This is a genomic window from Deinococcus multiflagellatus, assembly GCF_020166415.1.
In the GTDB taxonomy this organism is placed as follows: Bacteria; Deinococcota; Deinococci; order Deinococcales; family Deinococcaceae; genus Deinococcus; species Deinococcus multiflagellatus.
Map to the genome: position 1 here is coordinate 1 of NZ_JAIQXV010000018.1, position 21,313 is coordinate 21,313.

The window sequence follows — 21,313 nt, forward strand, 5'->3', positions numbered from 1 at the left end:
TAGACATGGTTGCCCCGAAGATCCGCATTAAACTGCGTGGCTTTGACCACAAGGCGCTGGACCAGTCCGCGAGCAAGATTGTGGACACCGTGCGCCGCACCGGCGCGGACGTGAGCGGCCCCGTGCCCCTCCCCACCCGCATCCGCCGCTTCTGCGTGCTGCGTTCGCCGTTCGTGAACAAGGACAGCCGCGAGCACTTCGAAATCCGCACCCACAACCGTCTGGTGGACATCATGAACCCCACCAAGAAGACGATCGACAGCCTCATGACCCTCGACCTGCCTACCGGCGTGGACATCGAGATCAAGACGGTGGGAGGCCGCGCATGAAGGGCATCCTCGGCACCAAAGTGGGCATGACCCAGATCTGGAAGGGCGACAAGGCCATTCCCGTGACGGTGGTGCTGGCGGGCCCCTGCCCCGTCGTGCAGCGCAAGACCGCCGTGACCGACGGCTACGAGGCCGTGCAGATTGGCTACGCGCCCAAGCGCGAGAAGAGCGTGAACAAGCCCCAGGCTGGCCACTTCAAGAAGTACGGCGTCTCGCCTGTGCGTTTCCTGCGCGAGTTCCGTGGCTTTGCTCCTGAAGGCGACACCGTGAACGTGGACATCTTCGCTGAAGGCGAGAAGATCGACGCGACCGGCACCAGCAAGGGTAAGGGCACCCAGGGCGTCATGAAGCGCTGGAACTTCAAGGGTGGTCCCGCCAGCCACGGTTCCAAGAAGTGGCACCGCCGCCCCGGTTCGATCGGTCAGCGCAAGACCCCGGGCCGCGTGTACAAGGGCAAGCGCATGGCCGGCCACATGGGCATGGAGCGCATCACCGTGCAGAACCTGGAAGTGGTCGAGATCCGCGCCGACGAGAACATCATCCTGGTCAAGGGTGCGATTCCCGGCGCCAACGGTGGGCTCGTGGTGCTGCGCCAGGCCGCCAAGGGAGGCAAGTAAGACATGGCGCAGATCAACGTCATCGGCCAGAACGGGGGGCGCACCATTGACCTCGACCTGCCGGAAGTGAACAAGGGCGTGCTGCACGACGTGGTGACCTGGCAGCTGGCCAGCCGCCGCCGTGGCACCGCCAGCACCAAGACCCGCGCGCAGGTGAGCGCCACGGGCAAGAAGATGTTCTCCCAGAAGGGCACCGGTAACGCCCGTCACGGCGACCGCAGCGTGCCCACCTTCGTGGGCGGCGGCGTGGCCTTCGGGCCCAAGCCCCGCAGCTACAGCTACACCCTGCCCCGCAAGGTCCGTCAGCTGGGTCTGGCCATGGCCCTGGCCGCGCGCCAGGAAGCCGGCAAGCTGGTGGCCGTGGACGGTTTTGGCCTCGACGGCAAGACCAAGGGCTTTGTGAGCTGGGCCAAGGATAACGGTATGGACGGCACCGAGCGCGTCCTGATCGTGACCGACGACCTGCAGGCCCGTCAGGCCGCGCGCAACGTGGCCTGGGCCACCGTGCTGCCCGTCGCCGGCCTGAACGCCTACGACGTGCTGCGCCACGACCGCCTGGTCATTGACGCCGTGGTGCTGGAGCCCGCCCAGGACGAACAGGAAGGGGAAGAGGCATGAGCCACTACGACATCATCCAGGCGCCTGTGGTGAGCGAGAAGGCGTACGCGGGCATGGAGCGCGGCGTCTACAGCTTCTGGGTCAGCCCCAAGGCCAGCAAGACGGAAATCAAGAGCGCCATTCAGCAGGCGTTCGGCGTGACCGTGATCGGCATCAGCACCATGAACGTGCCCGGCAAGCGCAAGCGCGTGGGCAAGTTCTTCGGACAGCGCGCTGACCGCAAGAAGGCCATTGTGCGTCTCGCCGAGGGCCAGACTATTGCCGCCCTTGAGGGCCAGGCCTAAGGAGATCTGAGACATGGCCGTCAAGAAATACCGTCCCTACACCCCCAGCCGTCGCCAGATGACGACTGCGGACTTCAGTGGACTGACCAAGAAGCGCCCCGAAAAGGCGCTGACCGAAGCGCTGCCCAAGACCGGTGGCCGTAACAACCGTGGCCGCATCACCAGCCGCTTCATCGGCGGGGGCCACAAGCGCCTGTACCGCATCATCGACTTCAAGCGCCGCGACAAGGCGGGCGTGACCGCCAAGGTCGCTGCCATTGAGTACGATCCCAACCGCAGCGCCCGCATCGCCCTGCTGCACTACGCCGACGGCGAGAAGCGCTACATCCTGGCCCCCGAGGGCCTGCAGGTCGGCGCCACCGTGAACGCGGGCCCCGAAGCCGAGCCCAAGCTGGGCAACGCGCTGCCGCTGCGTTTCGTGCCCGTGGGCGCCGTGGTACACAGCGTGGAACTGGTCCCCGGCAAGGGCGCCCAGATCGCCCGCTCGGCCGGCACCTCCATCCAGGTGCAGGGCAAGGAGCGCGACTACGTGATCCTGCGCCTGCCCAGCGGCGAACTGCGCCGCATTCACTCCGAGTGCTACGCCACCCTGGGCACCGTGGGCAACGCCGAGCACAAGAACATCGTGCTGGGTAAGGCCGGCCGCAGCCGCTGGCTGGGCCAGAAGCCGCACCAGCGCGGCAGCGCCATGAACCCCGTGGATCACCCCCACGGCGGTGGTGAAGGCCGCACCGGCGCAGGCCGTCAGCCTGTCAGCCCCTGGGGTCAGCCCGCCAAGGGCCTGAAGACCCGCAAGAAGCGCAAGATCTCGGACCGCTTCATCATCACCCGCCGCGGCGGGAAGTAAGGAGGGTAGACCATGCCCCGCAGCCTGAAAAAAGGCCCATTCGTGGATGACCACCTCCTGAAGAAGGTGGACGCCCAGAACGAGCGCAAAGACAAGCGCGTCATCAAGACCTGGAGCCGCCGCTCCACCATCGTGCCCGAGATGATCGGCCACACGATTGCCGTGCACAACGGCAAGCAGCATGTGCCGGTGTTCGTGTCCGAGCAGATGATCGGCCACAAGCTGGGTGAGTTCAGCCCCACCCGCAACTACCGTGGCCACGGCGCCGACAAGAACGCCAAGGGGAGCAAGAAGAAATGACCGCTCCTGAATTCCGCAACAAGAAGCAGCGCAAGCAGGAAGTCAAGCTGCGTAAGCCCGGCTACGCCGTGGCCAAGTACGTGCGCATGAGCCCCCGCAAGGTGCGCCTGGTCGTGGACGTGATCCGTGGCAAGAGCGTGCGTGACGCCGAAGACCTGCTGCGCTTCATCCCCCGCGCCGCTTCCGAGCCTGTGGCCAAGGTGCTGAACAGCGCCAAGCACAACGCGCTGCACAACGACCAGATGCTCGAAGACCGTCTGGTGATCACCGCCGCCTACGTGGACGCGGGCCCCACCCTCAAGCGCCTGATTCCCCGGGCACGCGGCAGCGCCAACATCATCAAGAAGCGCACCAGCCACATCACCATCATCGTGGGCGAGAAGGGAGCCAAATAATGGGCAACAAGATCAACCCCAACGGCTTCCGCCTCGGCATCACGCGTGGCTGGAACAGCCGCTGGTACGCCGGTAAGAAGCAGTACGCCGGCCTGCTGAAGGAAGACGAGAAGATCCGCAAGCTGGTGCAGAAGAAGCTCAACGCGGCCGGCATCGCCCGCATTGAGATCGAGCGCGCTGGCCAGCAGGTCAACGTGATCATCAGCGCGGCCAAGCCGGGCATCGTGATCGGCAAGGGCGGCGAGAGCATCAAGGAGCTGCGCCAGGACATCGAGCGTCTGGTGTCGGCCGGGACCGTGGCTGTGAACGTCGCGGAAATCCCCAACCCCAACATCAGCGCGCCCCTGGTGGCCCTGCGCATCGCCGAGCAGATCGAGCGCCGCTTTGCGTTCCGCCGCGCCATGAAGCAGGCCGCGCAGCGCGTGATGGAGTCGGGCGCCCGTGGCGTCAAGATCATCCTGGCCGGTCGTCTGGGCGGCGCCGAGCAGGCCCGTACCGAAATGGTGCGCGAAGGCCGCGTGCCCCTGCACACCCTGCGCGCCGACATTGACTACGGCACCGCCCGCGCCGAGACCACCTACGGAAGCTTAGGCATCAAGGTGATGGTCTTTACCGGTGAAGTCATTGGTGGCCGCACCGAAACCTTCGCGCGTCCCCAGCGCCGCAACGACGAGCGCCGCCGCGAAGACGGTGACCGTCCCAACCGCCGCCGCCCCGCCGCGCGGCGCCGCCCCGGAGGTGAATGATGCTTCTTCCGAAGCGCACCAAGTTCCGTAAGCAGCACCGTGGCCGGATGACCGGTGACGCCAAGGGCGGCGACTACGTCGCGTTCGGCGACTTCGGCCTGATTGCCCTGGAACCCGCCTGGATCAAGAGCAACCAGATCGAGGCCTGCCGTATCGTGATGAGCCGTCACTTCCGCCGTGGGGGCAAGATCTACATCCGTATCTTCCCCGACAAGCCGGTGACGAAGAAGCCCGCCGAAACCCGAATGGGTAAGGGTAAGGGTGCCGTGGAGTACTGGGTGAGCGTCGTCAAACCCGGGCGCGTCATGTTCGAGGTGAGCGGCGTGACCGAGGAGCAGGCCAAAGAGGCCTTCCGCCTGGCCGGCCACAAGCTGCCCATCCAGACCAAGATGGTCAAGCGCGAGGTTTACGATGAAGCCCAGTGACATGCGTAATCTGGGGGCCGAAGATTTCGCCCGCGAGATCGACAGCCGCAAGAAAGAACTGATGGAGCTGCGCTTCCAGGCCGCCATGGGCACCCTGGCCCAGCCGCACCGCGTGCAGCAGCTTCGCCGCGAAGTGGCCCAGCTCAACACCATCCGCGCTGAGCTGAGTAAGAAGCAGGGAGAGCAGGCATGAAGAAGACCTTTACGGGCGTCGTCGTGAGCGACAAGGCCGACAAGACGGTCAGCGTCAAGGTCGAGCGCAAGTTTGCTCACCCTCTGTACGGCAAGGTCGTGACCCGCAGCCACAAGTACGCGGCCCACGACGAGAACAACGAATACAAGGTGGGTGACCGCGTGGAGATCATCGCCGTGCGCCCCATCAGCAAGACCAAGACCTGGAAGGTCACCAAGCTGATCGAGCGCCCCCGTGGCATCGAGACCACCGCTGTGGAGACAGAGGGAGGCGGTAACGCATGATCATGCCCCAGTCCCGCCTGGACGTGGCGGACAACAGCGGCGCGCGCGAAATCATGTGCATCCGCGTGCTGAACAGCGGTATCGGCGGCAAGGGTCTCACCACCGGCGGCGGCGGCAACAAGCGCTACGCCCATGTGGGTGACATCATCGTGGCCTCCGTCAAGGACGCGGCTCCCCGCGGCACCGTGAAGGCCGGCGACGTGGTCAAGGCCGTGGTCGTGCGTACCAGCCACGCCATCAAGCGTGCCGACGGCAGCACCATCCGCTTTGACAAGAACGCCGCCGTCATCATCAACAACCAGGGCGAGCCCCGTGGCACGCGCGTCTTCGGGCCGGTGGCCCGCGAGCTGCGCGACCGCCGCTTCATGAAGATCGTGTCCCTGGCCCCGGAGGTGCTGTAATGCCCCGTCCCAGCGCCGGTAGCCACCACAACGACAAGCTGCACGTCAAGAAGGGTGACACCGTCATCGTTCTGAGCGGCAAGCACAAAGGCAAGAGCGGCAAGGTCCTGCTTGCGCTGCCCCGCGACCAGAAGGTCGTGGTGGAAGGCGTGAACCTGGTCACCAAGAACGTCAAGCCCAGCCCCGCCAACCCCCAGGGCGGCCAGGAGCAGCGCGAGCTGGCCCTGCACGCCAGCAAGGTGGCCCTCGTGGACCCCGAAACCGGCAAGGCCACCCGCGTGCGCAAGCAGATCGTGGACGGCAAGAAAGTCCGCGTGGCTGTGGCCAGCGGCAAGACCATCGACTAAGACCCTTTCAGGGGCACCCGCCTAAGGGGTGCCCCGCGCGGCCCACACCGCGCGAAGCGAGGCAACATGCAGACCCTCAAGGCCAAATACAACGAACAGGTGCGCCCCAGCCTGGTGCAGCAGTTCGGTTACACCTCCGTGATGGCCGCCCCCCGCATTGAGAAGATCGTGATCAATGAGGGCCTGGGCTCCAGCAAGGAAGACAGCAAGGCCATTGACAAGGCCGCCAAGGAACTGGGCCTGATCACCCTGCAAAAGCCCATCGTCACCAAGGCGAAAAAGAGCATCTCCAACTTCAAGTTGCGCCAGGGCATGCCCGTGGGCCTGAAGGTCACGCTGCGCGGCGAGCGCATGTACGTGTTCCTGGAGAAGCTGATCAACATTGGCCTGCCCCGCATCCGTGACTTCAAGGGCGTAAACCCCAACGCCTTTGACGGCCGTGGCAACTACAACCTGGGCATCAAGGAGCAGCTGATCTTCCCCGAGATCACCTACGACATGGTGGACAAGGTGCGCGGCATGGACATCACGATTGTCACCACCGCCAAGACCGACGAGGAAGCCCGCGCGCTGCTGCAGGCGATGGGCCTCCCGTTCCGGAAATAAGGAAGCGTTATGGCGAATACCTCGAAAGTTGTGAAAGCAGCCCGCGGCCATAAGTTTGCCGTGCAGAACTACAACCGCTGCTCCCGCTGTGGCCGCGCCCGTGGCTACTACCGCTTCTTCGGCATGTGCCGCATCTGCATCCGCGAGATGGCGCACAAGGGCGAACTGCCCGGCGTGAAGAAAGCCAGCTGGTAAGACCCAGCCCAAAAAAGCCCCCTCCAGTGCGAGGGGGTTTTTTGATGGCTTGTGGGCTACTTCTTCGCTTTCTGGAGAACGTCGGCAAACGTATCGAGGAGATAGGGAACGAAGTCAGGATCGCCCTCTTCGTAGTAGGCCGTGATGACATTTTTCTGGTCGGTCAGGAACACACTGTTGCCGCAGCGCACCTCGCGCTCGGCGTAGACGGTGCCGCTGGCGTTCTGGTAGGCCACCGTGCGCCCGCTGTACTGGCAGTTGCGAATCACGTACTTGGGCTGGCCCAGCAGGTTCCGTTCCTGCGAGGTCTTCACGCGGGCAGTCACCACGCTGATGTTCTGGCCGACCAGTTGCACCAGCGCTTCGTTCTCCCAGCTGTTGCCAAAGACGTGGCGCAGGGAGCCGGGCACACAGGCGGTCAGCAGGCCGGTCAGGGCGAGAAAGAGCAGGGGTTTTTTCATGCGGTCTCCGGGGGAAAGGTGGGGGTTTGCCGTGAGGACCCGCGACTGTAGCGGCCCCCCTCTGCAAAGACCTTCATTGCCTTTTCCTGGGCCGCCTGTTACACTTCTCAATTGCCGTGTCTTGACATTGTTCAGGCCCCGGCGCAGTGCCCCCCGGAGACGAACAGGCCACTTTGACTTGTGATCGTCCGGCGGAGGAAAAGACCCAACAGAAGACGCGCCCCGCCTTGGGGCCCACATTCGACTTGGGGAGACGCGCGCCCGTCCGCCAGCTTTGCCTGGGGCCGGGCCACCTGCCGGGAGCAGGCCTGCGTGCAGGAACCAGCCCGGATCAACACCAGCCCACCTGGAGGCTACATGTTGAGTGATCCCATCGCCGATATGCTCACGCGCATCCGCAACGCGACGCGCACCCACAAGGAGACCGTGGACATCCCGGCCTCCAAGTTCAAGGAGCAACTCGCCAAGCTGCTCGTGGCCGAAGGCTACGTGGCGTCCGCCGAGCGCGTGCGCCCTGAAGGCCAGAAGTTTGACGTGCTGCGCCTGACCCTGAAGTACGGCGCCAAGCGCGAGCAGGTCATCAAGCACATCGAGCGCATCAGCCGCCCTGGCCGCCGCGCGTACGTGAGCGCCGAGAACCTGCCCCGCATTCAGCGTGGCCTGGGCCTGGCCGTGGTGTCCACGAGCAAGGGCCTGCTGCCCGACCGCGAAGCCCGCAAGCAGGGCGTCGGCGGCGAAGTGATCTGCGTTCTCTGGTAATCCAGAAGCCCCGCATCACCCCGCACACCCACCTGACCTCGCGCAAGCGAATTTAAGGCAAAGGAGGACAGCTATGTCCCGTATCGGAAGAATGCCCATCGCCGTGCCCAGCGGCGTGACCCTGAGCGCCCAAGACGGCGTGTTCAAGGTCAAGGGGCCCAAAGGCGAACTGACCGTTCCCTACAACAGCGAACTGACCATCAAGCACGAGGGCGACACGCTCATCGTGGAGCGCCCCAGCGACCAGCAGCGCCACCGCGCCCTGCACGGCCTGACCCGCACCCTGGTGGCCAACGCCGTCAAGGGGGTCAGCGAGGGCTACACCATCAACCTGGAACTCAAGGGCGTGGGTTTCCGCGCCAAGATGAGCGGCAAGGCCCTGGAGCTGGCCATCGGCTTCAGCCACCCCGTCATCATTGAGCCCCCCGCTGGCGTGAGCTTTGCCGTGCCCGAACCCACCAAGATTGACGTGATTGGCATTGACAAGCAGCTCGTCGGTCAGGTGGCCGCGAACGTGCGCAAGGTGCGCAAGCCTGACGCCTACCACGGCAAGGGCGTGCGCTTCGTTGGCGAGAAGATCAGCCTCAAGGCCGGTAAGGCTGGTGCCACCGGCGGCAAAGGGAAGAAATAATGGCGACCCAGACGACCGTGCGCCGCAAGCTGCGCGCCCGCCGCAAGGTGCGGCAGGCCGCTGGCGAGCGTCTGCGCCTCAGCGTGTACCGCTCCAGCAAGCACATCTACGCCCAGATCATCGACGACAGCAAGGGCATTACGGTGGCCGCCGCCACCAGCGCCGCTGTCAAGACGGGCAGCAAGACCGACACCGCCGCCGCCGTGGGCAAGGCCCTGGCCGAGGCAGCGAGCGCCAAGGGCGTGACCAAAGTGGTGTTTGACCGTGGCGCCTACAAGTACCACGGACGCGTGAAGGCGCTGGCAGACGCGGCGCGGGAGGGTGGCCTTGACTTTTAATCGTCGTAACGACCGCAACGTGGAGCGCGAGAGCAGCGAATTCGAAGAGAAGATGCTCTTTGTCAACCGCACCTCCAAGACCTACCAGGGTGGCCGCCGCTTCCGCTTCGCCGCGCTGGTGATCCTGGGCGACCGCAACGGCCGCGTGGGCATGGGGATTGGCAAGGCCAAGGAAGTGCCCGTGGCCATTGAAAAGGCCAAGAGCATTGCCCGCAAGAACATGATCACCGTGCCGGTGGAAAACGGCACCATTCCCCACGACATCGTGGGGGAGAACAGCACCAGCCGCGTGCTGCTCAAGCCCGCTGGCCCCGGTACCGGCGTGATCGCGGGCACCGTGCCCCGCTCCATTGCCGAACTGGCCGGGATCACCAACATGCTGTCCAAGGAACTGGGCAGCCGCAACAAGGTGAACGTGGCGTACGCCGTGTTCGATGGCCTGAAGAACCTCCGCACCGCCAAGCAGGTCCGCGCCCTGCGCGGCGAGGTGCAGCCCACCGGAGGCGCCCAGTGAAAATTACCCTGAAGCGCAGTGTCATCGGTCGCCCGGAAAACCAGGTGCAGACCGTCAAGGCGCTGGGCCTGAGAAAGATCGGCGACAGCCGTGAACTGAATGACAGCCCGGCCATCCGCGGCATGGTGAACACCGTCAAGCACCTCCTGGAGGTCCAGGAATGAAACTCCACGAACTGACGCCCCACACGGGCAGCCGCAAGAACCGCAAGCGCGTGGGCCGTGGCCCCGGCGGCACCGACAAGACCGCCGGCCGTGGTCACAAGGGCCAGAAGTCGCGCAGCGGCGCTGGCAAGGGCAGCTTCTTTGAGGGTGGCCGCAGCCGCCTGATTGCCCGCCTGCCCAAGCGTGGTTTCAACAACGTGGGCACCACCTTCGAAGTGGTGAACCTCGCGCAGCTGGCGAACATTGAAGACGCCACCATTGACCGCAACGTGCTGGAACTCGCGGGCCTGGTGCGCCGCAAGAACCGCCCCGTGAAGCTGCTGGGCAGCGGCGAAGTGACCCGCGCCCTGACCATTCACGTGGACGCCGCCAGCGAAGGCGCCGTGAAGGCCGTGGAAGCGGCCGGCGGCAAAGTGATCCTGCCCGAAGCAACCGAAGCCGAGAAGGCGGAATAAATGCTGCGCGCCTTCCGCGACGCATTCCGGATTCCGGAGTTGAGGCGGAAGATTGTGTTCACCCTGCTGCTCCTCGCCGTGTACCGGCTGGGGAGCAGCATTCCCACACCGGGGGTGAACGGCGCCGCGCTGAGTAACGCCGACTCGGCGGGGCTGTTTGGCCTGATCAGCATGATCTCGGGCGGCAATCTTTCGCAGTTCTCGATTTTCGCGCTGGGCGTGCTGCCGTACATCACGGCGAGCATCGTGATCCAGCTGATGACGACCACCATTCCCGCCCTGGAAAAGCTCTCCAAGGAAGGGGAAGAGGGGCGCAAGAAGATCAACCAGTACACCCGCTACGCCGCGGTGGCGCTGGGGACCGTGCAGGCGCTGTTTTTTGCCTCGTACATTTCCTCGAACCCCAGCTTTATTGCGGTGGGCTGGGAGCCCGGCCTGTTCACCATTCTGGTGATGGTGCTGACCCAGGTGGCCGGCGTGGCTTTCACCATGTGGATCGGCGAGCGCATCACCGAGGTGGGCGTGGGCAACGGCATCTCGCTGATCATCACGGCCGGGATCATCGCCATGTACCCCCGCGAGATCGCCAACACAGCGAAGCTGATTCAGACCGACGGCGGCGACGGCAACTGGCCGCTGCGCCTGCTGGCCTTTGTGGGCGTGATTCTGGTGACCATCGCGGGCATCGTGTACGTGTACCAGGCCGAGCGCCGGGTGCCCGTCACCTACGCCCGGGCGCGCGGCGGCGCCGCCGGGCAGGCGCGCGGGGCCGGACAGGCCACCTGGCTGCCCATCAAGGTGAACCAGGCTGGCGTGATTCCGGTGATCTTCGCCAGCGCCATGCTGATCATTCCTAACCTGATCGCCAGCGCCACGGCCACCCGCGCGCCTGGGGTCAACGCGTTTATCCAAACGTACCTGACCTTTGGGCAGCCGCTGTACATTGCGCTTGAAGCCCTGCTGATCTTTGGGTTCACGTACCTGTACAACAGCGTGCAGTTTGATCCCAAACGCATCGCTGAGCAACTGCGCGAGGCCGGGGGCTTTATCCCGGGCGTGCGGCCGGGTGGGCCCACCGCCGAGTTCCTGGGCACCATCAGCGGTCGCCTGAGCCTGTGGGGCGCGGTGTTCCTGGTCGTGCTGACTGTGGTGCCGCAGCTCGTTCAGCGCTGGACGGGCATCAGCACCTTCCAGTTCAGTGGCACCGGCCTGCTGATCATCGTGGGTGTGGCCCTCGAAACACTGAAGCAGCTTGAGGCCCAACTGACCGTCAGACGTTACGACGGCTTTATCTCCAAGGGCCGCATTCGCGGCCGCATGAACCGCGACAACTGAGTTTGGTCCGGCTTGGCCGCCCTCCGCTTCGGGGGGCGGCTTTCGCTTGGGCCTCCTGCTGGGCTTCGTTCCCCCGGCAGGAACAGGGGCGGGCCATGCAGGCCTGCCCGAAACGCGCACTGAGCCACTATGCTGAAGTGTGAACGGAGGAAACGTGACTCAAGCCAAACACAACGTCGTGATCTTCCTGGGGCCGCCCGGCGCGGGCAAGGGCACCCAGGCGGAGCGGCTGGCGCAGGACAAGGGGCTCGTCAAGATCAGCACCGGCGACATTCTGCGCGACCACGTCTCGCGCGGCACCGAGCTGGGCCAGCAGGTGCGGCCCATTCTGGACGCGGGCCAGCTGGTGCCCGACGAGATTCTGATTGCCCTGATCCGCGACAAGCTGGCCGACATGGAGCCGGTGCGCGTGATCTTTGACGGCTTTCCCCGCACCACCGCCCAGGCGCAGGCCCTGGACATGCTGCTGGAAGAACTGGGCGCCCCGGTGAGCGCGGTGCCGCTGCTGGAAGTGCCCGACGAGGTGCTGATTGGCCGCATCGTGGAGCGGGGCCGCCAGGCCGCGGCCCGGGGCGAGGCAGTGCGCAGCGACGACACCGAGGAAGTGGCCCGCCGCCGCCAGGACATCTACCGCGAGCAGACCCAGCCGCTGATTGACTACTACTCGGCGCGCGGCCACCTCTACCGGGTGGACGGCGTGGGTCCCATGGATGAGGTGTATAGCCGCATCCTGTCTGGCCTGCACTGAGCTCTGCCCCAAAGGCCGCCGCTTTCCTAACATGGAGAGCGGCGGCTTTGCCAGCTATGCCCCCACCGCCCCCCAAGGGCGGAACTGACCCATTCACCATTCGGCACTTCGCCCGGGCTATCTTCTTTAACGAACGTTATGCTTTCTCATCTGCTGGCCCACCTGTTCCGCTTTCGCCCCTGGCCGCGTGCGGCGCTGTGTGTGGGCGCGGCGGCGGCGCTGACCATGGCGGCCCCTGCCCAGGCCAAGCCAATGGTGCTGGTGTTTCATCAAGTGGGCGCGGCCACCGGGGCCTCGCTGGGCATCTCGCCGGACGCCCTGCGGCGGCGGGTGGAGACCCTGCGGCGGTTGGGCTACCGCTTTGTGACCTCCAGCGAGGCCGCCCGCGCCCCGGCCGGGGAACGGGTCGCGGTCATTCAGTTCGACGACGGCTTTGAAAGCGTCTACCAGCTGGCCTTTCCAGTGCTGCGCGAACTGGGGGTGCCCGGCACCGCCTACGTGATCTGGTCGCGCCTGGACCAGCCGGGCAGCTTGACCCGCGCGCAGGTGGCCGAACTGCGCGCGGCAGGCTGGGAGGTGGGCACGCACTCGCATTCACACGCGGCGCTGGCGGACCTGAGCCCAGGGGGGCTGCGGCGGGAACTGGGCCCCAGCGCCCAGGATCAGGCCGACGACGTGCAGTGCGTGGCCTATCCCCTGAACCGCCACGACGCCCGGGTGCGCCGCGAAGCCGCGCGCCAGGGTCTAAACTGCGGGGTGGCCGGGGGCCCGCCGCCCCTGACCCGCACTGACCCGATGGCGCTGCCTGCCCCGGCCATCACCCCCTGGGACGACACGCTGCTGCCCATACGCACCCGCTGGGGCCTGGACGCCCGCATGCCGCTGCTGGCGGCTGGCATGCTGTTGCCCGCGCTGGACGGTCTGGGCCAGCCGCATCCCCTGGCCGCGCCGCCGCGCACCTGGAACGCTGCCCATTATGAGCTGCTGGGCAATGGCCTGATCAGCGCGGCGTGGCGCGGCGAGCGCGACACCCGGCTGGCGTGGCGTGAGGGACGCTGGAGCGTAAATCTGGCGGCCCGCCGGGGGGTAGGCCCCGGGCAGGGGGTCTACACCGGCGTGGGCGCGGCGCTGAACCTTGCGCCGGTCACGCTGGCGGCGGGCCTGGACTCGGGGGGGCCACTGGTGGGCGGCGCGCTGGCCCTGGGCGGCTACGGCGAGGTCTGGGCGCGGGCCAGCCGGGTGGACGGCGGCTGGTACTGGGCCTGGGGCGGCACCCTTATTCCCGCTGACTACGTGCAGCTGACAGCGGCGCAGGACCGCGCCGGCACCCAGCTGGGCCTGCGTGCGGCGCTGCCCTGGCAGAGCGGCGAGGGCCGCCCCCTGCGCCTGGGGGCAGGTTACCGCTGGGGCGAAGGCGCGGGGCCTTACGGCGAAATCGAGTACCGCGTGGGCAGCTACAGCGTGGCCGCCGAGGTGAGCAGTGGGCGCCGCTTCGGCGTGCGCCTGACAGCGGTGTGGTAGGGAAAGGGGAGAAGCCGGGGCACAGGCTGGACCGTCCACTGGGCGTTCCGGCAACGGGTGGCTGAGAGCGACGTCAAGCGGACCCTGCGCCCAGTGCAGTACGCCTCACCGACTGCACAGCGTCCCGGACGGGCCAGGTGATCTTTCCAGAACCTGAGCCTGGCCTGTGTCCAGAGTCAGAGGACACCTACGGGCCCCCCTGACATCCGGTCCTCTGGGGTCGCCGCCCACCTTGCCGTTTCCTTCATGCCCATGATACCTTTACGTTTGGCTTGTATCAGGCCTGGAGGTTGCGTGGCAAGACGAAAGATGCCGGAACAGCGGGAAAAGCGTAAGAAGGAAGAGTCCGATACCGTGCGGGCCGAGGGCGTGGTGGAAGAGGCGCTGCCCAACACCACCTTCCGGGTGAAACTCGATACGGGGCACGACATCCTGGCTTACATCAGCGGCAAGATGCGGATTCATTACATCCGTATTCTGCCGGGGGACCGCGTGGTTCTGGAGATCAGTCCGTACGACACAACGCGCGGGCGCATCGTCTACCGCAAGTAACAGGCCGCAACCCAACAGATTCCCTGCCCGCAGACGGCAGGCCGGGGGTCGAGCGCTGCCAGTCGCTGTTCATGATGGAACGGCAGACGCGGCGGCGCGAGGAGGACGCAATGAAAGTTCGCAGCAGTGTCAAAAAGATGTGCGACAACTGCAAAGTGATCCGCCGCCACGGGCGCGTGCTGGTCATTTGCTCCAACGTCAAGCACAAGCAGAGGCAGGGTTAAGCATGGCGCGTATTGCTGGCGTTGACCTGCCCCGCGAAAAGCGCGTTGAAATCGCGCTGACCTACATTTATGGCATCGGCCTGACCCGTGCCAAGGAAGTTCTGGCCCGCACCGGCATCAATGCCGATACCCGCGTGAAGAACCTCAGCGAAGCCGAGCAGAGCACCCTGCGCGAGGCCATCGAGAAGACCTACAAGGTCGAAGGTGACCTGCGCAGCGAAGTGGGCCAGAACATCAAGCGCCTGATGGACATCGGCGCCTACCGTGGCCTGCGCCACCGCCGCGGCCTGCCCGTGCGCGGCCAGCGCACCAAGACGAACGCCCGCACCCGCAAGGGCCCGCGCAAGACCGTCGCCGGTAAGAAAAAGGCCACGAGGAAGTAAGCCATGGCGAAGAGCACCAAAGGCAAGACCCCGCGCCGCGCCCGGCGCAACATCAGCGCTGGCCGCGCGTACGTGCACGCCAGCTACAACAACACCATCGTGACCATCACCGACCTCGAAGGCAACTCTGTGGCCTGGTCGAGCGGCGGCACGATTGGCTACAAGGGCAGCAAGAAGGGCACCCCCTACGCCGCCCAGCTGGCCGCCGCCGACGCCGTGAAAAAGGCCGTGCAGACCTTCGGCATGAACGTGGTGGACGTGATTGTGCGCGGCTCGGGCTCCGGCCGCGAGCAGGCCATCCGCGCCATTCAGGCGTCGGGCATTGAAGTGAAGTCCATCATGGACGACACCCCCGTGCCCCACAACGGCTGCCGCCCCAAGAAGAAGTTCCGCGCCTAAACGCGCAGCGCGCGCCCACCTGTCCCGCTTCCCCTGCCCTGCGCGGCATAAGCCTCACCACAGGCGACGGAAGCGGGCACCAGAGGGCCGCAGACCCGGTTGTGCCGGTTACCGGCCAACCGCAAGGAGAATTTGAACATGGGTCGTTTCCGTGGTTCCATTACCAAGCAGAGCCGCCGCGAAGGCATCAACCTCGCGGAGACCGAGAAAGTCCAGAAGTATCTGGACCGCCGCCCCTACGCGCCCGGCCAGCACGGCCAGCGCCGTGGCCGTGGCCGTCCCAGCGACTACTCGGTGCGCCTGCGCGAAAAGCAGAAGCTCGCCCGCCTGTACGGCATTGGCGAAAAGCAGTTCCGTAACCTCTTCGAGGAAGCGGCCAACGTCCCCGGCGTGACCGGCACCGTGTTCCTGCAGCTGCTGGAGCGCCGCCTGGACAACGTGGTGTTCCGCATGGGCTTTGCCAGCACCCGCCGTCAGGCCCGCCAGTTCGTGGGCCACGGCCACATCCTGGTCAACGGCAAGCGCGTGGACATCCCCAGCTACCGCGTCAAGATCGGCGACGAGATTACCGTTGCTGAAGTGGCGCGCAAGATCGGCTTTATTCAGGAGAACATGGAAGCGCAAAAGCGCCGCCGCGTCAGCCCCTGGGTCGAACTGGACGCCGAGAACTTCAAGGGCACCTTCTCCCGCCTGCCTGCGCGTGAAGACCTCGCCCTGCCCATCAACGAGAACTTCATCATCGAGTACTACTCGCGCTAAATCAGGAGGCCCCAGTGGATCAAAAGCGCCCTCAACTCAAAGCCCGCGTGGACGGCGACTACGGCGAATTCGTCCTGGAGCCGCTCACGCGCGGTTACGGCGTCACCATCGGGAACCCCATCCGGCGCATCCTGATGTCCTCGATCCCGGGCACAGCTGTCACCAGCGTGTACATCGAGGACGTCCTGCACGAGTTCTCCACCATCCCTGGCGTCAAGGAAGACGTCATCCAGATCATCCTGAACCTCAAGGAACTCGTGGTGAAGTTCCACGCCCCCGGGCCCAAGACCCTGACCCTGCGCGCGCAGGGCGAGGGCGTGGTGCGCGCCAGTGCCTTTGAGGTCCCCAGCGACGCGGAAATCGTCAACCCTGACCTCGTGATCGCCACGCTGGCCGAAGACGGCAAGCTGGTGATGGAGGTGCGCGTGGAAGAAGGCGAAGGCTACGTGCCCGCCGACAAGCACGCCACCAAGGACCGCATCAACTCCATTCCGGTGGACGCGGTGTTCTCGCCGGTGCGCCGGGTGGCCTACCATGTGGAAAACACCCGCGTGGGCCAGCAGACCGACCTGGACCGCCTGATTCTGCGCGTCTGGACCGACGGCTCAACCGGGCCCCAGGACGCGCTGGACAAGGCTGTGGAGATTCTGCGCGACGAACTGACCGTGTTCGGCAACGTGGAAACCCTGCCGGCCGCCGCCCCTGAGTACCAGCAGCCGGTCTACACCCCCGCGCCCAGCGCGCCCAACGTGTACGACCTGCCGCCCGCCACCGGCAGCGTGAACCTGAACCCCGGCGACTACCCCGCCGAACTGGACACGCCCCGCGTGACCCTCGAAGGCCTGGGCCTGACCACCCGCGTGCTGCATTCCCTCAAGGAAGAAGGCATCGACTCGGTGGACGCCCTGTGCGCCCTGTCCGACCGCGACCTGAAGAAGGTGCCCGGCATTGGCGAGCGCAGCCTCGATGAAATCAAGCAGCAACTGGCCCAGTTTGGCCTGGCGCTGCGCGACTGAGAAAAGGTCCAGGGTCAAAGCGTCTAAGGGTCTAGAGCAGAGAGCCCGCTGAAGTTGCCGGCCTCGCCCAGGTTTCTTCCCGCGCCCCGCTTCCTGCCGCCCGCGCCCCCTCTGTCCCACGGACCACGCCCCACCCCCCACTTCCCCCCAAGGAGATTCACCATGCGTCACGGTAAAGCCGGTCGCAAGCTCAACCGCAACAGCAGCAGCCGCGTGGCCCTGGCCCGTGCCCAGGCCACCGCCCTGCTGCGCGAGGGCCGTATCCAGACGACCCTCACCAAGGCCAAAGAGCTGCGCCCCTACGTTGAGAAGCTGATCACCACCGCCAAGGGCGGCGATCTGCACGCCCGCCGCCTCGTGGCCCGCGATATCCAGGACACCGCCGTTGTGCGCAAGGTCATGGACGAAGTGGCGCCCAAGTACGCCGACCGCCAGGGGGGCTACACCCGCATTCTGCGCGTGGGCACCCGCCGCGGCGACGGCGTGACCATGGCCCTGATCGAACTCGTCTGAGTTCGGCCATAGACCACAGGAACCGGGAGCGAAAGCTTCCGGTTCTTTTTGTGACGGCTGTCTGGTGGCGCAGGGGGCAGACATGCGTGGCCCACCGCGCCGGTCCCGCTGCGTGCTGACGGCCTTTCCAGGGCTGCGCCGCAGCCTGAACTGAGTATACGAAGGCGGCAGAACTCCGTATGATTGGGCCATGCACGTCCCTGCGCCGCCGAGCGCGAGTTCCGACCCGGCGGATCTGTCCTTCCGGGAACGGCGGCTGCTGGGCCGTCTGGTGTTGCCGGGCGGCGCCCTGGCGGTGGGGCTGCCGCTGTGGCTGCACGCGGCGTCCCCGTATCTGGGCGCTTTTGATCAGGCCGCGCTGCCGCTGCTGTTTGTGGTGCTGACGCTGCTGTCGGTCCTGAGCTGGACCCGGCTGCCGCTGGCCTGGACCGAAACGGCCCTGGTGGCGGCGCTGAACAGCTTTGTGGTGCTGCGCCTGGGCGCCCTGCTGGCCGACCACACGCTGGCCGCTGGGGACCGCGCGGCGCTGCTGAGCACCACCCTGCCGTGGACCATTGTGGCCCTGATGCTCAATGCCTGGGTCTTTCCCGGCATGGCGGCGCTGCGGCTGAACTTTATGGTGCTGTGCGGCCTCGTGCTGTGCATGCTGGCGTGGTGGCCGCAGGGCACCGGGGCCGCGCAGCGCTACCTGATGACCACGTTGGGCGAACTGGTGATGGCCACCCTGGCGGTGCTGGCGGCGCAGGTGGTGGCCACGCGGCATTCCTCGCTGGTCACGCGGCTGGCCCGGCAGGCCATGGCCGACGCCCACACCGATGTGCTCACGGGGCTGCCCAACCGCCGCGCCCTGATGCTGTCGCTGGAGGGTCTGGCCGGGCCCCTCACGATGGACGGCCCCCGGCTGGTGGCGGCCCTGGTGGATGTGGACCACTTCAAGCGCATCAACGACGACCACGGGCACCCCCGGGGCGACGAGGTGCTGCGGGCGCTGGCGGTGCAGTTGCGGGCGCACCAGCCAGCGGGCGGCGTGGTGGGGCGCTACGGCGGCGAGGAGTTCCTGTGCCTGCTGCACCTGCCCGACGAAACCGCCGCACTGGAATTCTGCGAGCGGCTGCGCGGCCGGGTGTCGCGCGAGCCGCTGGCCGGGCTGCCCATCACGGTCAGCGTGGGTGTGGCGGTCATGGGCGCGCCCGTGCACGGCCCCACGCTGCTGGACGCCGCCGATGAAGCGCTGTACCAGGCCAAGCGCGCCGGGCGCAACCGCGTGCATCTGGCCGCCCCCGTGGCCGAGCGATACGAGCGCCACCGCCCTGCGGTGATGCTGAAATAGGTCCGCGGTGCGGAGACCAGTCTTTCCTCAGCATCAAGCAAAGAGGAAGGCAGGGGGGCCTGGGGCGGGGCCGGACCGCAGCCCTGGTGTGCCGGCCGCCCCAGTGCCCTACAGTCGCCGCACAAAGGCAGGCCCGACAGCCGTGCCCATCCAGAGGGTCTGGTAGAGCGGTGAGGTGGCGAAAGCACAAGCGGGCAGAGGCGGCGTCCTTGAAGAGGTGCGGCCGGCAGGGAACAGGCCGTTCGGTCGGCACTAGGCCGATCATGGGCAGGTGGGCGTCGCAGCCGCGCTGTCCATAAACTTCACAGCCGACGCCGCCGGAAACCTCTCCAGGCCCGGCGGCGTCGGCTGAACATCAGGGGGGCTACGGCCCTTCGGTGTAAATGCGGCTGGGATAGTAGTAGCGGTGCAGGGCCAGTTTGCCCAGGGCCACCGTGGGCACGGCCAGCAGGGCGCCAGCAAAGCCCAGCAGCGAGGCGCCAATCAGGATGGCCACCAGCACGGTGATGGGGTGAAGATCGGTGGTCTTGCTGAGGATATAGGGGCTGAGGAAATTGCCCTCAATCTGGTTGGCGGCCACGAAGACCACGATCACAAAGACGATCTTCAGCCACGCGCCGGGCAGCGTGAGGGCCAGCAGAATCGCTGGTGTGGCGCCAATGATGGGCCCCAGGTACGGCACGATATTAAAGGCCCCCGCCAGAAAGCCGATGGCCGCGGCGCTGGGAATGCCCACCAGGGTCAGGCCCACCCACACGAAGACGCCGATAAACGCCGCAATCAGTAGTTGTCCGCGCACGTAGCCGCCCACCGCTGTACCGGTCAGTTCGCTGAATTCCAGCACGCGCGGCTGCCAGGGCCGGGGGAAAATGGCCAGCAGCGCCGCGTTGACCCGGCTGTAGTCCAGCATCAGGTAAATGCTCATGAGCAGAATCAGCAGAATCTGGCCCACCATGCCGCCAATGGAGAGAAGGCCGCTCAGCAAGGTGCCGGTGGAATTCAGGGCATTTTGCAGGATGGGCACGATGTTGCGGCCAATGTTTTGCACGTAGGTCTGGGCGGCGGTGATCAGGCGGTCGCGGGCGTCGTCCATCCCTGGTACCCCGCGCGCACTCAGCCACGCCGACACCCGGTCCAGCGTGTCACCCAGCGAGCCGATCTGATCCGGCAATTTCTGGAACAGGGTGATCAGCTGCGCCGAGACGGTGGCCAGCAGAATCCCCGCCAAGCTGAAGAGGGCCACGAAAATCAGAATGACGAAAAAGACGCCCAGGCCGCGTTTGACCTTTCCCTTTTCCAGCCAGTTCAGCAGGGGATTGGCAAGGTAGGCGATGAGAAAGGCCACGGCGAAATCAACGATGACGGTGCGCACCTGGCCCACGAAGCCGTACAGCAGGTAAAACGCCAGGAGGAACACCAGCACGCGAATCCAGGGGCTTCGCCAGACGTACTGAAAGGCGTTGGCGGAGGTGGGCAACGGGGGTGGACGGGTGGGGCGGGTCACAGTGCTTCTACTGTACGGCAGGCGGTGGGTGCCGCCCGCCCAGCCTGCACCCACATGGCCGGGCGCAAGAGGGGCCCTTGAGACGCGCCGCGGCACTGTTGGTGCGGGCCCCCGGGGGAGAGCAGTGCTGGACCGCTGCCAACTCGCCAGGGTAGCCCTGGATTCAGAACGTGCGGGTGACCACCTCGCCCGCCCGGCCCAGCGGCGCCGAGGCCGCGCCCTGCACGCTCACCAGGACCGCCGCCGCGTTCCCGGTACGAATGGTCACGCCCGCCTGAAAGGTCTTGACGGTGCCGGCGGCCGGGGTGCCCTCAAACAGCACCCGGCCCTGGGCGTCTGTCACCCGGGTCCATGAGGAGCCAGAGAACGTCATGGTGATGGCGGCGGGGGCCGGGGTGGCGGGCGTGGGCGCCGCGGCCTGGGGCACCTGGGCGCTGGGGGCGGGGGTGGGGCGCGGCGCATTGAGGTCGGTCAGCAGACTGCGCTGGCCGGCCGGGTTCAGGGTGGCGCGCAGATTGCGGCTGCGGGCCAGGGCCACCGCCTCCTTGAGGGGCGCGCGGCCCGTCAGTTCCACCCGCAACTGCGCCCGGTCGCGCGCCTGCAGGGGAAACAGCCGAACCGGGGTGGTGCCCAGATAGCGGTTGTCGAGGTACACCCGCGCCCCGCTGGGCACGCTGCTGACCGTCAGGCGAACCGTCACCGGCGCCTGGGTGGCTGGTTCGGGGGCCGGCGCGGCCACTGGGGCGGGGGCCCGGCCCAGGCGCCACGCCGCCGCGCCGCCCAGCAGGACCACTGCGGCGCCCGCCGCCAGCAGCAGCGGCCAGGGCCTGCGCCGCCCGGGCCGCGCAGGCGAGTGCCGCGACATCCCCGCGCTGGGTGCCGGCGGCAACGGCACCTGGCGGTCAAATTCCGCCAGCAGCGGCGCCGGGTCCAGCCCCAGTTCGCGGGCATAGCGCTGCAGGTAGGAGCGGGCAAAGGTGCGTTCGGGCAGCTGGTGCAGCTGACCATCTTCCAGGGCCTGCAGGTAATCGCTGCGAATCTTGGTGTGCAGGGCCACGTCCTGCGTGGTGCGTCCCTGCGCTTCCCTGGCCTGTTTCAGCGCGCTGCCAAACCCCATGCC

35 protein-coding genes are annotated in these 21,313 nt (G+C 66.6%); 32 read left to right on the plus strand and 3 right to left on the minus strand.

What is annotated here, in order from left to right; all coding sequences use genetic code 11:
* From rpsJ to K7W41_RS17480, 15 genes are all read left to right on the plus strand, one after another.
* Nucleotides 1–329: 30S ribosomal protein S10 (gene rpsJ, locus K7W41_RS17410; RefSeq protein WP_449508528.1), on the plus strand; the 329-nt coding region annotated here is incomplete at its 5' end.
* The gene (rplC, locus tag K7W41_RS17415) at nt 326–946 is read left to right on the plus strand and encodes a 50S ribosomal protein L3 (RefSeq protein ID WP_224611317.1); all 621 of its coding nucleotides are present in this window, start codon (nt 326–328) and stop codon (nt 944–946) included. The genes rpsJ and rplC, both read left to right, overlap by 4 nt.
* A 3-nt stretch (nt 947–949) precedes the next feature.
* Nucleotides 950–1,564, plus strand: coding sequence for a 50S ribosomal protein L4 (rplD, locus tag K7W41_RS17420; protein WP_224611319.1), 615 nt, complete (start codon nt 950–952; stop codon nt 1,562–1,564).
* A complete protein-coding gene (locus K7W41_RS17425; protein ID WP_221089230.1) occupies nt 1,561–1,848 on the plus strand; it encodes a 50S ribosomal protein L23 in 288 nt (95 codons plus the stop codon). Before rplD ends, K7W41_RS17425 begins: the two co-directional genes overlap by 4 nt.
* 13 nt (nt 1,849–1,861) lie before the next feature.
* Nucleotides 1,862–2,695: a 50S ribosomal protein L2 gene (rplB, locus tag K7W41_RS17430; protein ID WP_221089229.1), complete on the plus strand. Its 834-nt coding sequence runs from the start codon at nt 1,862–1,864 to the stop codon at nt 2,693–2,695.
* A gap of 12 nt (nt 2,696–2,707) precedes the next feature.
* Nucleotides 2,708–2,995 (plus strand): 30S ribosomal protein S19, encoded by a 288-nt coding sequence (gene rpsS / locus K7W41_RS17435; RefSeq protein WP_221089228.1) that lies wholly within the window; start codon nt 2,708–2,710, stop codon nt 2,993–2,995.
* The gene (gene rplV, locus K7W41_RS17440; RefSeq protein ID WP_221089227.1) at nt 2,992–3,390 is read left to right on the plus strand and encodes a 50S ribosomal protein L22; all 399 of its coding nucleotides are present in this window, start codon (nt 2,992–2,994) and stop codon (nt 3,388–3,390) included. The genes rpsS and rplV overlap by 4 nt, the downstream gene beginning before the upstream one ends.
* Entirely contained in the window at nt 3,390–4,136 is a 747-nt protein-coding gene (gene rpsC / locus K7W41_RS17445; protein ID WP_224611321.1) for a 30S ribosomal protein S3, read from the plus strand. Before rplV ends, rpsC begins: the two co-directional genes overlap by 1 nt.
* Nucleotides 4,136–4,561: a 50S ribosomal protein L16 gene (gene rplP / locus K7W41_RS17450; protein ID WP_046843208.1), complete on the plus strand. Its 426-nt coding sequence runs from the start codon at nt 4,136–4,138 to the stop codon at nt 4,559–4,561. Before rpsC ends, rplP begins: the two co-directional genes overlap by 1 nt.
* Entirely contained in the window at nt 4,548–4,754 is a 207-nt protein-coding gene (rpmC, locus tag K7W41_RS17455) for a 50S ribosomal protein L29 (protein ID WP_221089226.1), read from the plus strand. Before rplP ends, rpmC begins: the two co-directional genes overlap by 14 nt.
* Nucleotides 4,751–5,038, plus strand: coding sequence for a 30S ribosomal protein S17 (gene rpsQ / locus K7W41_RS17460; RefSeq protein WP_224611323.1), 288 nt, complete (start codon nt 4,751–4,753; stop codon nt 5,036–5,038). Before rpmC ends, rpsQ begins: the two co-directional genes overlap by 4 nt.
* Complete coding sequence (gene rplN / locus K7W41_RS17465) at nt 5,035–5,439, plus strand: 50S ribosomal protein L14 (RefSeq protein ID WP_022800312.1); 405 nt, start codon at nt 5,035–5,037, stop codon at nt 5,437–5,439. The genes rpsQ and rplN overlap by 4 nt, the downstream gene beginning before the upstream one ends.
* A complete protein-coding gene (gene rplX / locus K7W41_RS17470; protein WP_107138972.1) occupies nt 5,439–5,786 on the plus strand; it encodes a 50S ribosomal protein L24 in 348 nt (115 codons plus the stop codon). The genes rplN and rplX overlap by 1 nt, the downstream gene beginning before the upstream one ends.
* 66 nt (nt 5,787–5,852) lie before the next feature.
* Nucleotides 5,853–6,392 (plus strand): 50S ribosomal protein L5, encoded by a 540-nt coding sequence (gene rplE, locus K7W41_RS17475; protein WP_107138971.1) that lies wholly within the window; start codon nt 5,853–5,855, stop codon nt 6,390–6,392.
* A gap of 9 nt (nt 6,393–6,401) precedes the next feature.
* Nucleotides 6,402–6,587: a type Z 30S ribosomal protein S14 gene (locus K7W41_RS17480; protein WP_022800309.1), complete on the plus strand. Its 186-nt coding sequence runs from the start codon at nt 6,402–6,404 to the stop codon at nt 6,585–6,587.
* Nucleotides 6,588–6,643: 56 nt separating this feature from the next.
* Here the strand turns inward: K7W41_RS17480 and K7W41_RS17485 are convergent, their stop codons facing one another.
* The gene (locus tag K7W41_RS17485; RefSeq protein WP_224611325.1) at nt 6,644–7,048 is read right to left on the minus strand and encodes a hypothetical protein; all 405 of its coding nucleotides are present in this window, start codon (nt 7,046–7,048) and stop codon (nt 6,644–6,646) included.
* 357 nt (nt 7,049–7,405) lie between these two features.
* Here K7W41_RS17485 and rpsH point away from each other — a divergent pair, with 357 nt between their 5' ends.
* The 17 genes from rpsH to K7W41_RS17570 all read left to right on the plus strand — a co-directional run bounded on the left by rpsH (nt 7,406) and on the right by K7W41_RS17570 (nt 18,689).
* Entirely contained in the window at nt 7,406–7,807 is a 402-nt protein-coding gene (gene rpsH / locus K7W41_RS17490; RefSeq protein WP_224611327.1) for a 30S ribosomal protein S8, read from the plus strand.
* 73 nt (nt 7,808–7,880) lie between these two features.
* Complete coding sequence (gene rplF, locus K7W41_RS17495) at nt 7,881–8,438, plus strand: 50S ribosomal protein L6 (RefSeq protein ID WP_224611330.1); 558 nt, start codon at nt 7,881–7,883, stop codon at nt 8,436–8,438.
* Nucleotides 8,438–8,776, plus strand: a complete 339-nt coding sequence (gene rplR, locus K7W41_RS17500; RefSeq protein ID WP_224611332.1) for a 50S ribosomal protein L18 — start codon at nt 8,438–8,440, stop codon at nt 8,774–8,776. Before rplF ends, rplR begins: the two co-directional genes overlap by 1 nt.
* Entirely contained in the window at nt 8,766–9,290 is a 525-nt protein-coding gene (gene rpsE / locus K7W41_RS17505; RefSeq protein ID WP_224611334.1) for a 30S ribosomal protein S5, read from the plus strand. The genes rplR and rpsE overlap by 11 nt, the downstream gene beginning before the upstream one ends.
* The gene (gene rpmD / locus K7W41_RS17510) at nt 9,287–9,454 is read left to right on the plus strand and encodes a 50S ribosomal protein L30 (protein WP_224611336.1); all 168 of its coding nucleotides are present in this window, start codon (nt 9,287–9,289) and stop codon (nt 9,452–9,454) included. Before rpsE ends, rpmD begins: the two co-directional genes overlap by 4 nt.
* Nucleotides 9,451–9,909 (plus strand): 50S ribosomal protein L15, encoded by a 459-nt coding sequence (gene rplO, locus K7W41_RS17515; RefSeq protein ID WP_221089217.1) that lies wholly within the window; start codon nt 9,451–9,453, stop codon nt 9,907–9,909. Before rpmD ends, rplO begins: the two co-directional genes overlap by 4 nt.
* A complete protein-coding gene (secY, locus tag K7W41_RS17520) occupies nt 9,910–11,244 on the plus strand; it encodes a preprotein translocase subunit SecY (RefSeq protein ID WP_224611338.1) in 1,335 nt (444 codons plus the stop codon).
* Between the two features lie 154 nt (nt 11,245–11,398).
* Nucleotides 11,399–11,992: an adenylate kinase gene (locus K7W41_RS17525; protein WP_224611340.1), complete on the plus strand. Its 594-nt coding sequence runs from the start codon at nt 11,399–11,401 to the stop codon at nt 11,990–11,992.
* A 138-nt stretch (nt 11,993–12,130) separates the two neighbouring features.
* On the plus strand, nt 12,131–13,513 hold the full coding sequence (locus K7W41_RS17530; RefSeq protein WP_224611348.1) for a polysaccharide deacetylase family protein: 1,383 nt from the start codon (nt 12,131–12,133) through the stop codon (nt 13,511–13,513).
* A 309-nt stretch (nt 13,514–13,822) separates the two neighbouring features.
* Nucleotides 13,823–14,065, plus strand: coding sequence for a translation initiation factor IF-1 (gene infA, locus K7W41_RS17535; protein WP_012693978.1), 243 nt, complete (start codon nt 13,823–13,825; stop codon nt 14,063–14,065).
* A 110-nt stretch (nt 14,066–14,175) separates the two neighbouring features.
* Nucleotides 14,176–14,289: a 50S ribosomal protein L36 gene (gene rpmJ, locus K7W41_RS17540; RefSeq protein ID WP_012693977.1), complete on the plus strand. Its 114-nt coding sequence runs from the start codon at nt 14,176–14,178 to the stop codon at nt 14,287–14,289.
* Nucleotides 14,290–14,291: 2 nt separating this feature from the next.
* Nucleotides 14,292–14,672, plus strand: coding sequence for a 30S ribosomal protein S13 (rpsM, locus tag K7W41_RS17545; RefSeq protein ID WP_221089213.1), 381 nt, complete (start codon nt 14,292–14,294; stop codon nt 14,670–14,672).
* A 3-nt stretch (nt 14,673–14,675) separates the two neighbouring features.
* Nucleotides 14,676–15,071 (plus strand): 30S ribosomal protein S11, encoded by a 396-nt coding sequence (rpsK, locus tag K7W41_RS17550; RefSeq protein ID WP_221089212.1) that lies wholly within the window; start codon nt 14,676–14,678, stop codon nt 15,069–15,071.
* Between the two features lie 138 nt (nt 15,072–15,209).
* On the plus strand, nt 15,210–15,830 hold the full coding sequence (rpsD, locus tag K7W41_RS17555) for a 30S ribosomal protein S4 (RefSeq protein ID WP_224611349.1): 621 nt from the start codon (nt 15,210–15,212) through the stop codon (nt 15,828–15,830).
* A 14-nt stretch (nt 15,831–15,844) separates the two neighbouring features.
* Nucleotides 15,845–16,846, plus strand: a complete 1,002-nt coding sequence (locus K7W41_RS17560; protein WP_224611352.1) for a DNA-directed RNA polymerase subunit alpha — start codon at nt 15,845–15,847, stop codon at nt 16,844–16,846.
* Nucleotides 16,847–17,008: 162 nt separating this feature from the next.
* Nucleotides 17,009–17,359, plus strand: coding sequence for a 50S ribosomal protein L17 (gene rplQ, locus K7W41_RS17565; RefSeq protein ID WP_224611354.1), 351 nt, complete (start codon nt 17,009–17,011; stop codon nt 17,357–17,359).
* Between the two features lie 190 nt (nt 17,360–17,549).
* Nucleotides 17,550–18,689, plus strand: a complete 1,140-nt coding sequence (locus K7W41_RS17570) for a GGDEF domain-containing protein (RefSeq protein WP_224611356.1) — start codon at nt 17,550–17,552, stop codon at nt 18,687–18,689.
* Nucleotides 18,690–19,053: 364 nt separating this feature from the next.
* On the opposite strand, the gene K7W41_RS17575 is transcribed toward K7W41_RS17570, so the two are convergent.
* Together K7W41_RS17575 and K7W41_RS23570 are read right to left on the minus strand one after the other, a co-directional pair.
* Nucleotides 19,054–20,193, minus strand: a complete 1,140-nt coding sequence (locus tag K7W41_RS17575; RefSeq protein ID WP_224611358.1) for an AI-2E family transporter — start codon at nt 20,191–20,193, stop codon at nt 19,054–19,056.
* A 163-nt stretch (nt 20,194–20,356) separates the two neighbouring features.
* Nucleotides 20,357–21,310, minus strand: coding sequence for a helix-turn-helix domain-containing protein (locus tag K7W41_RS23570; protein WP_263489946.1), 954 nt, complete (start codon nt 21,308–21,310; stop codon nt 20,357–20,359).
* Between the last annotated feature and the right edge of the window lie 3 nt (nt 21,311–21,313).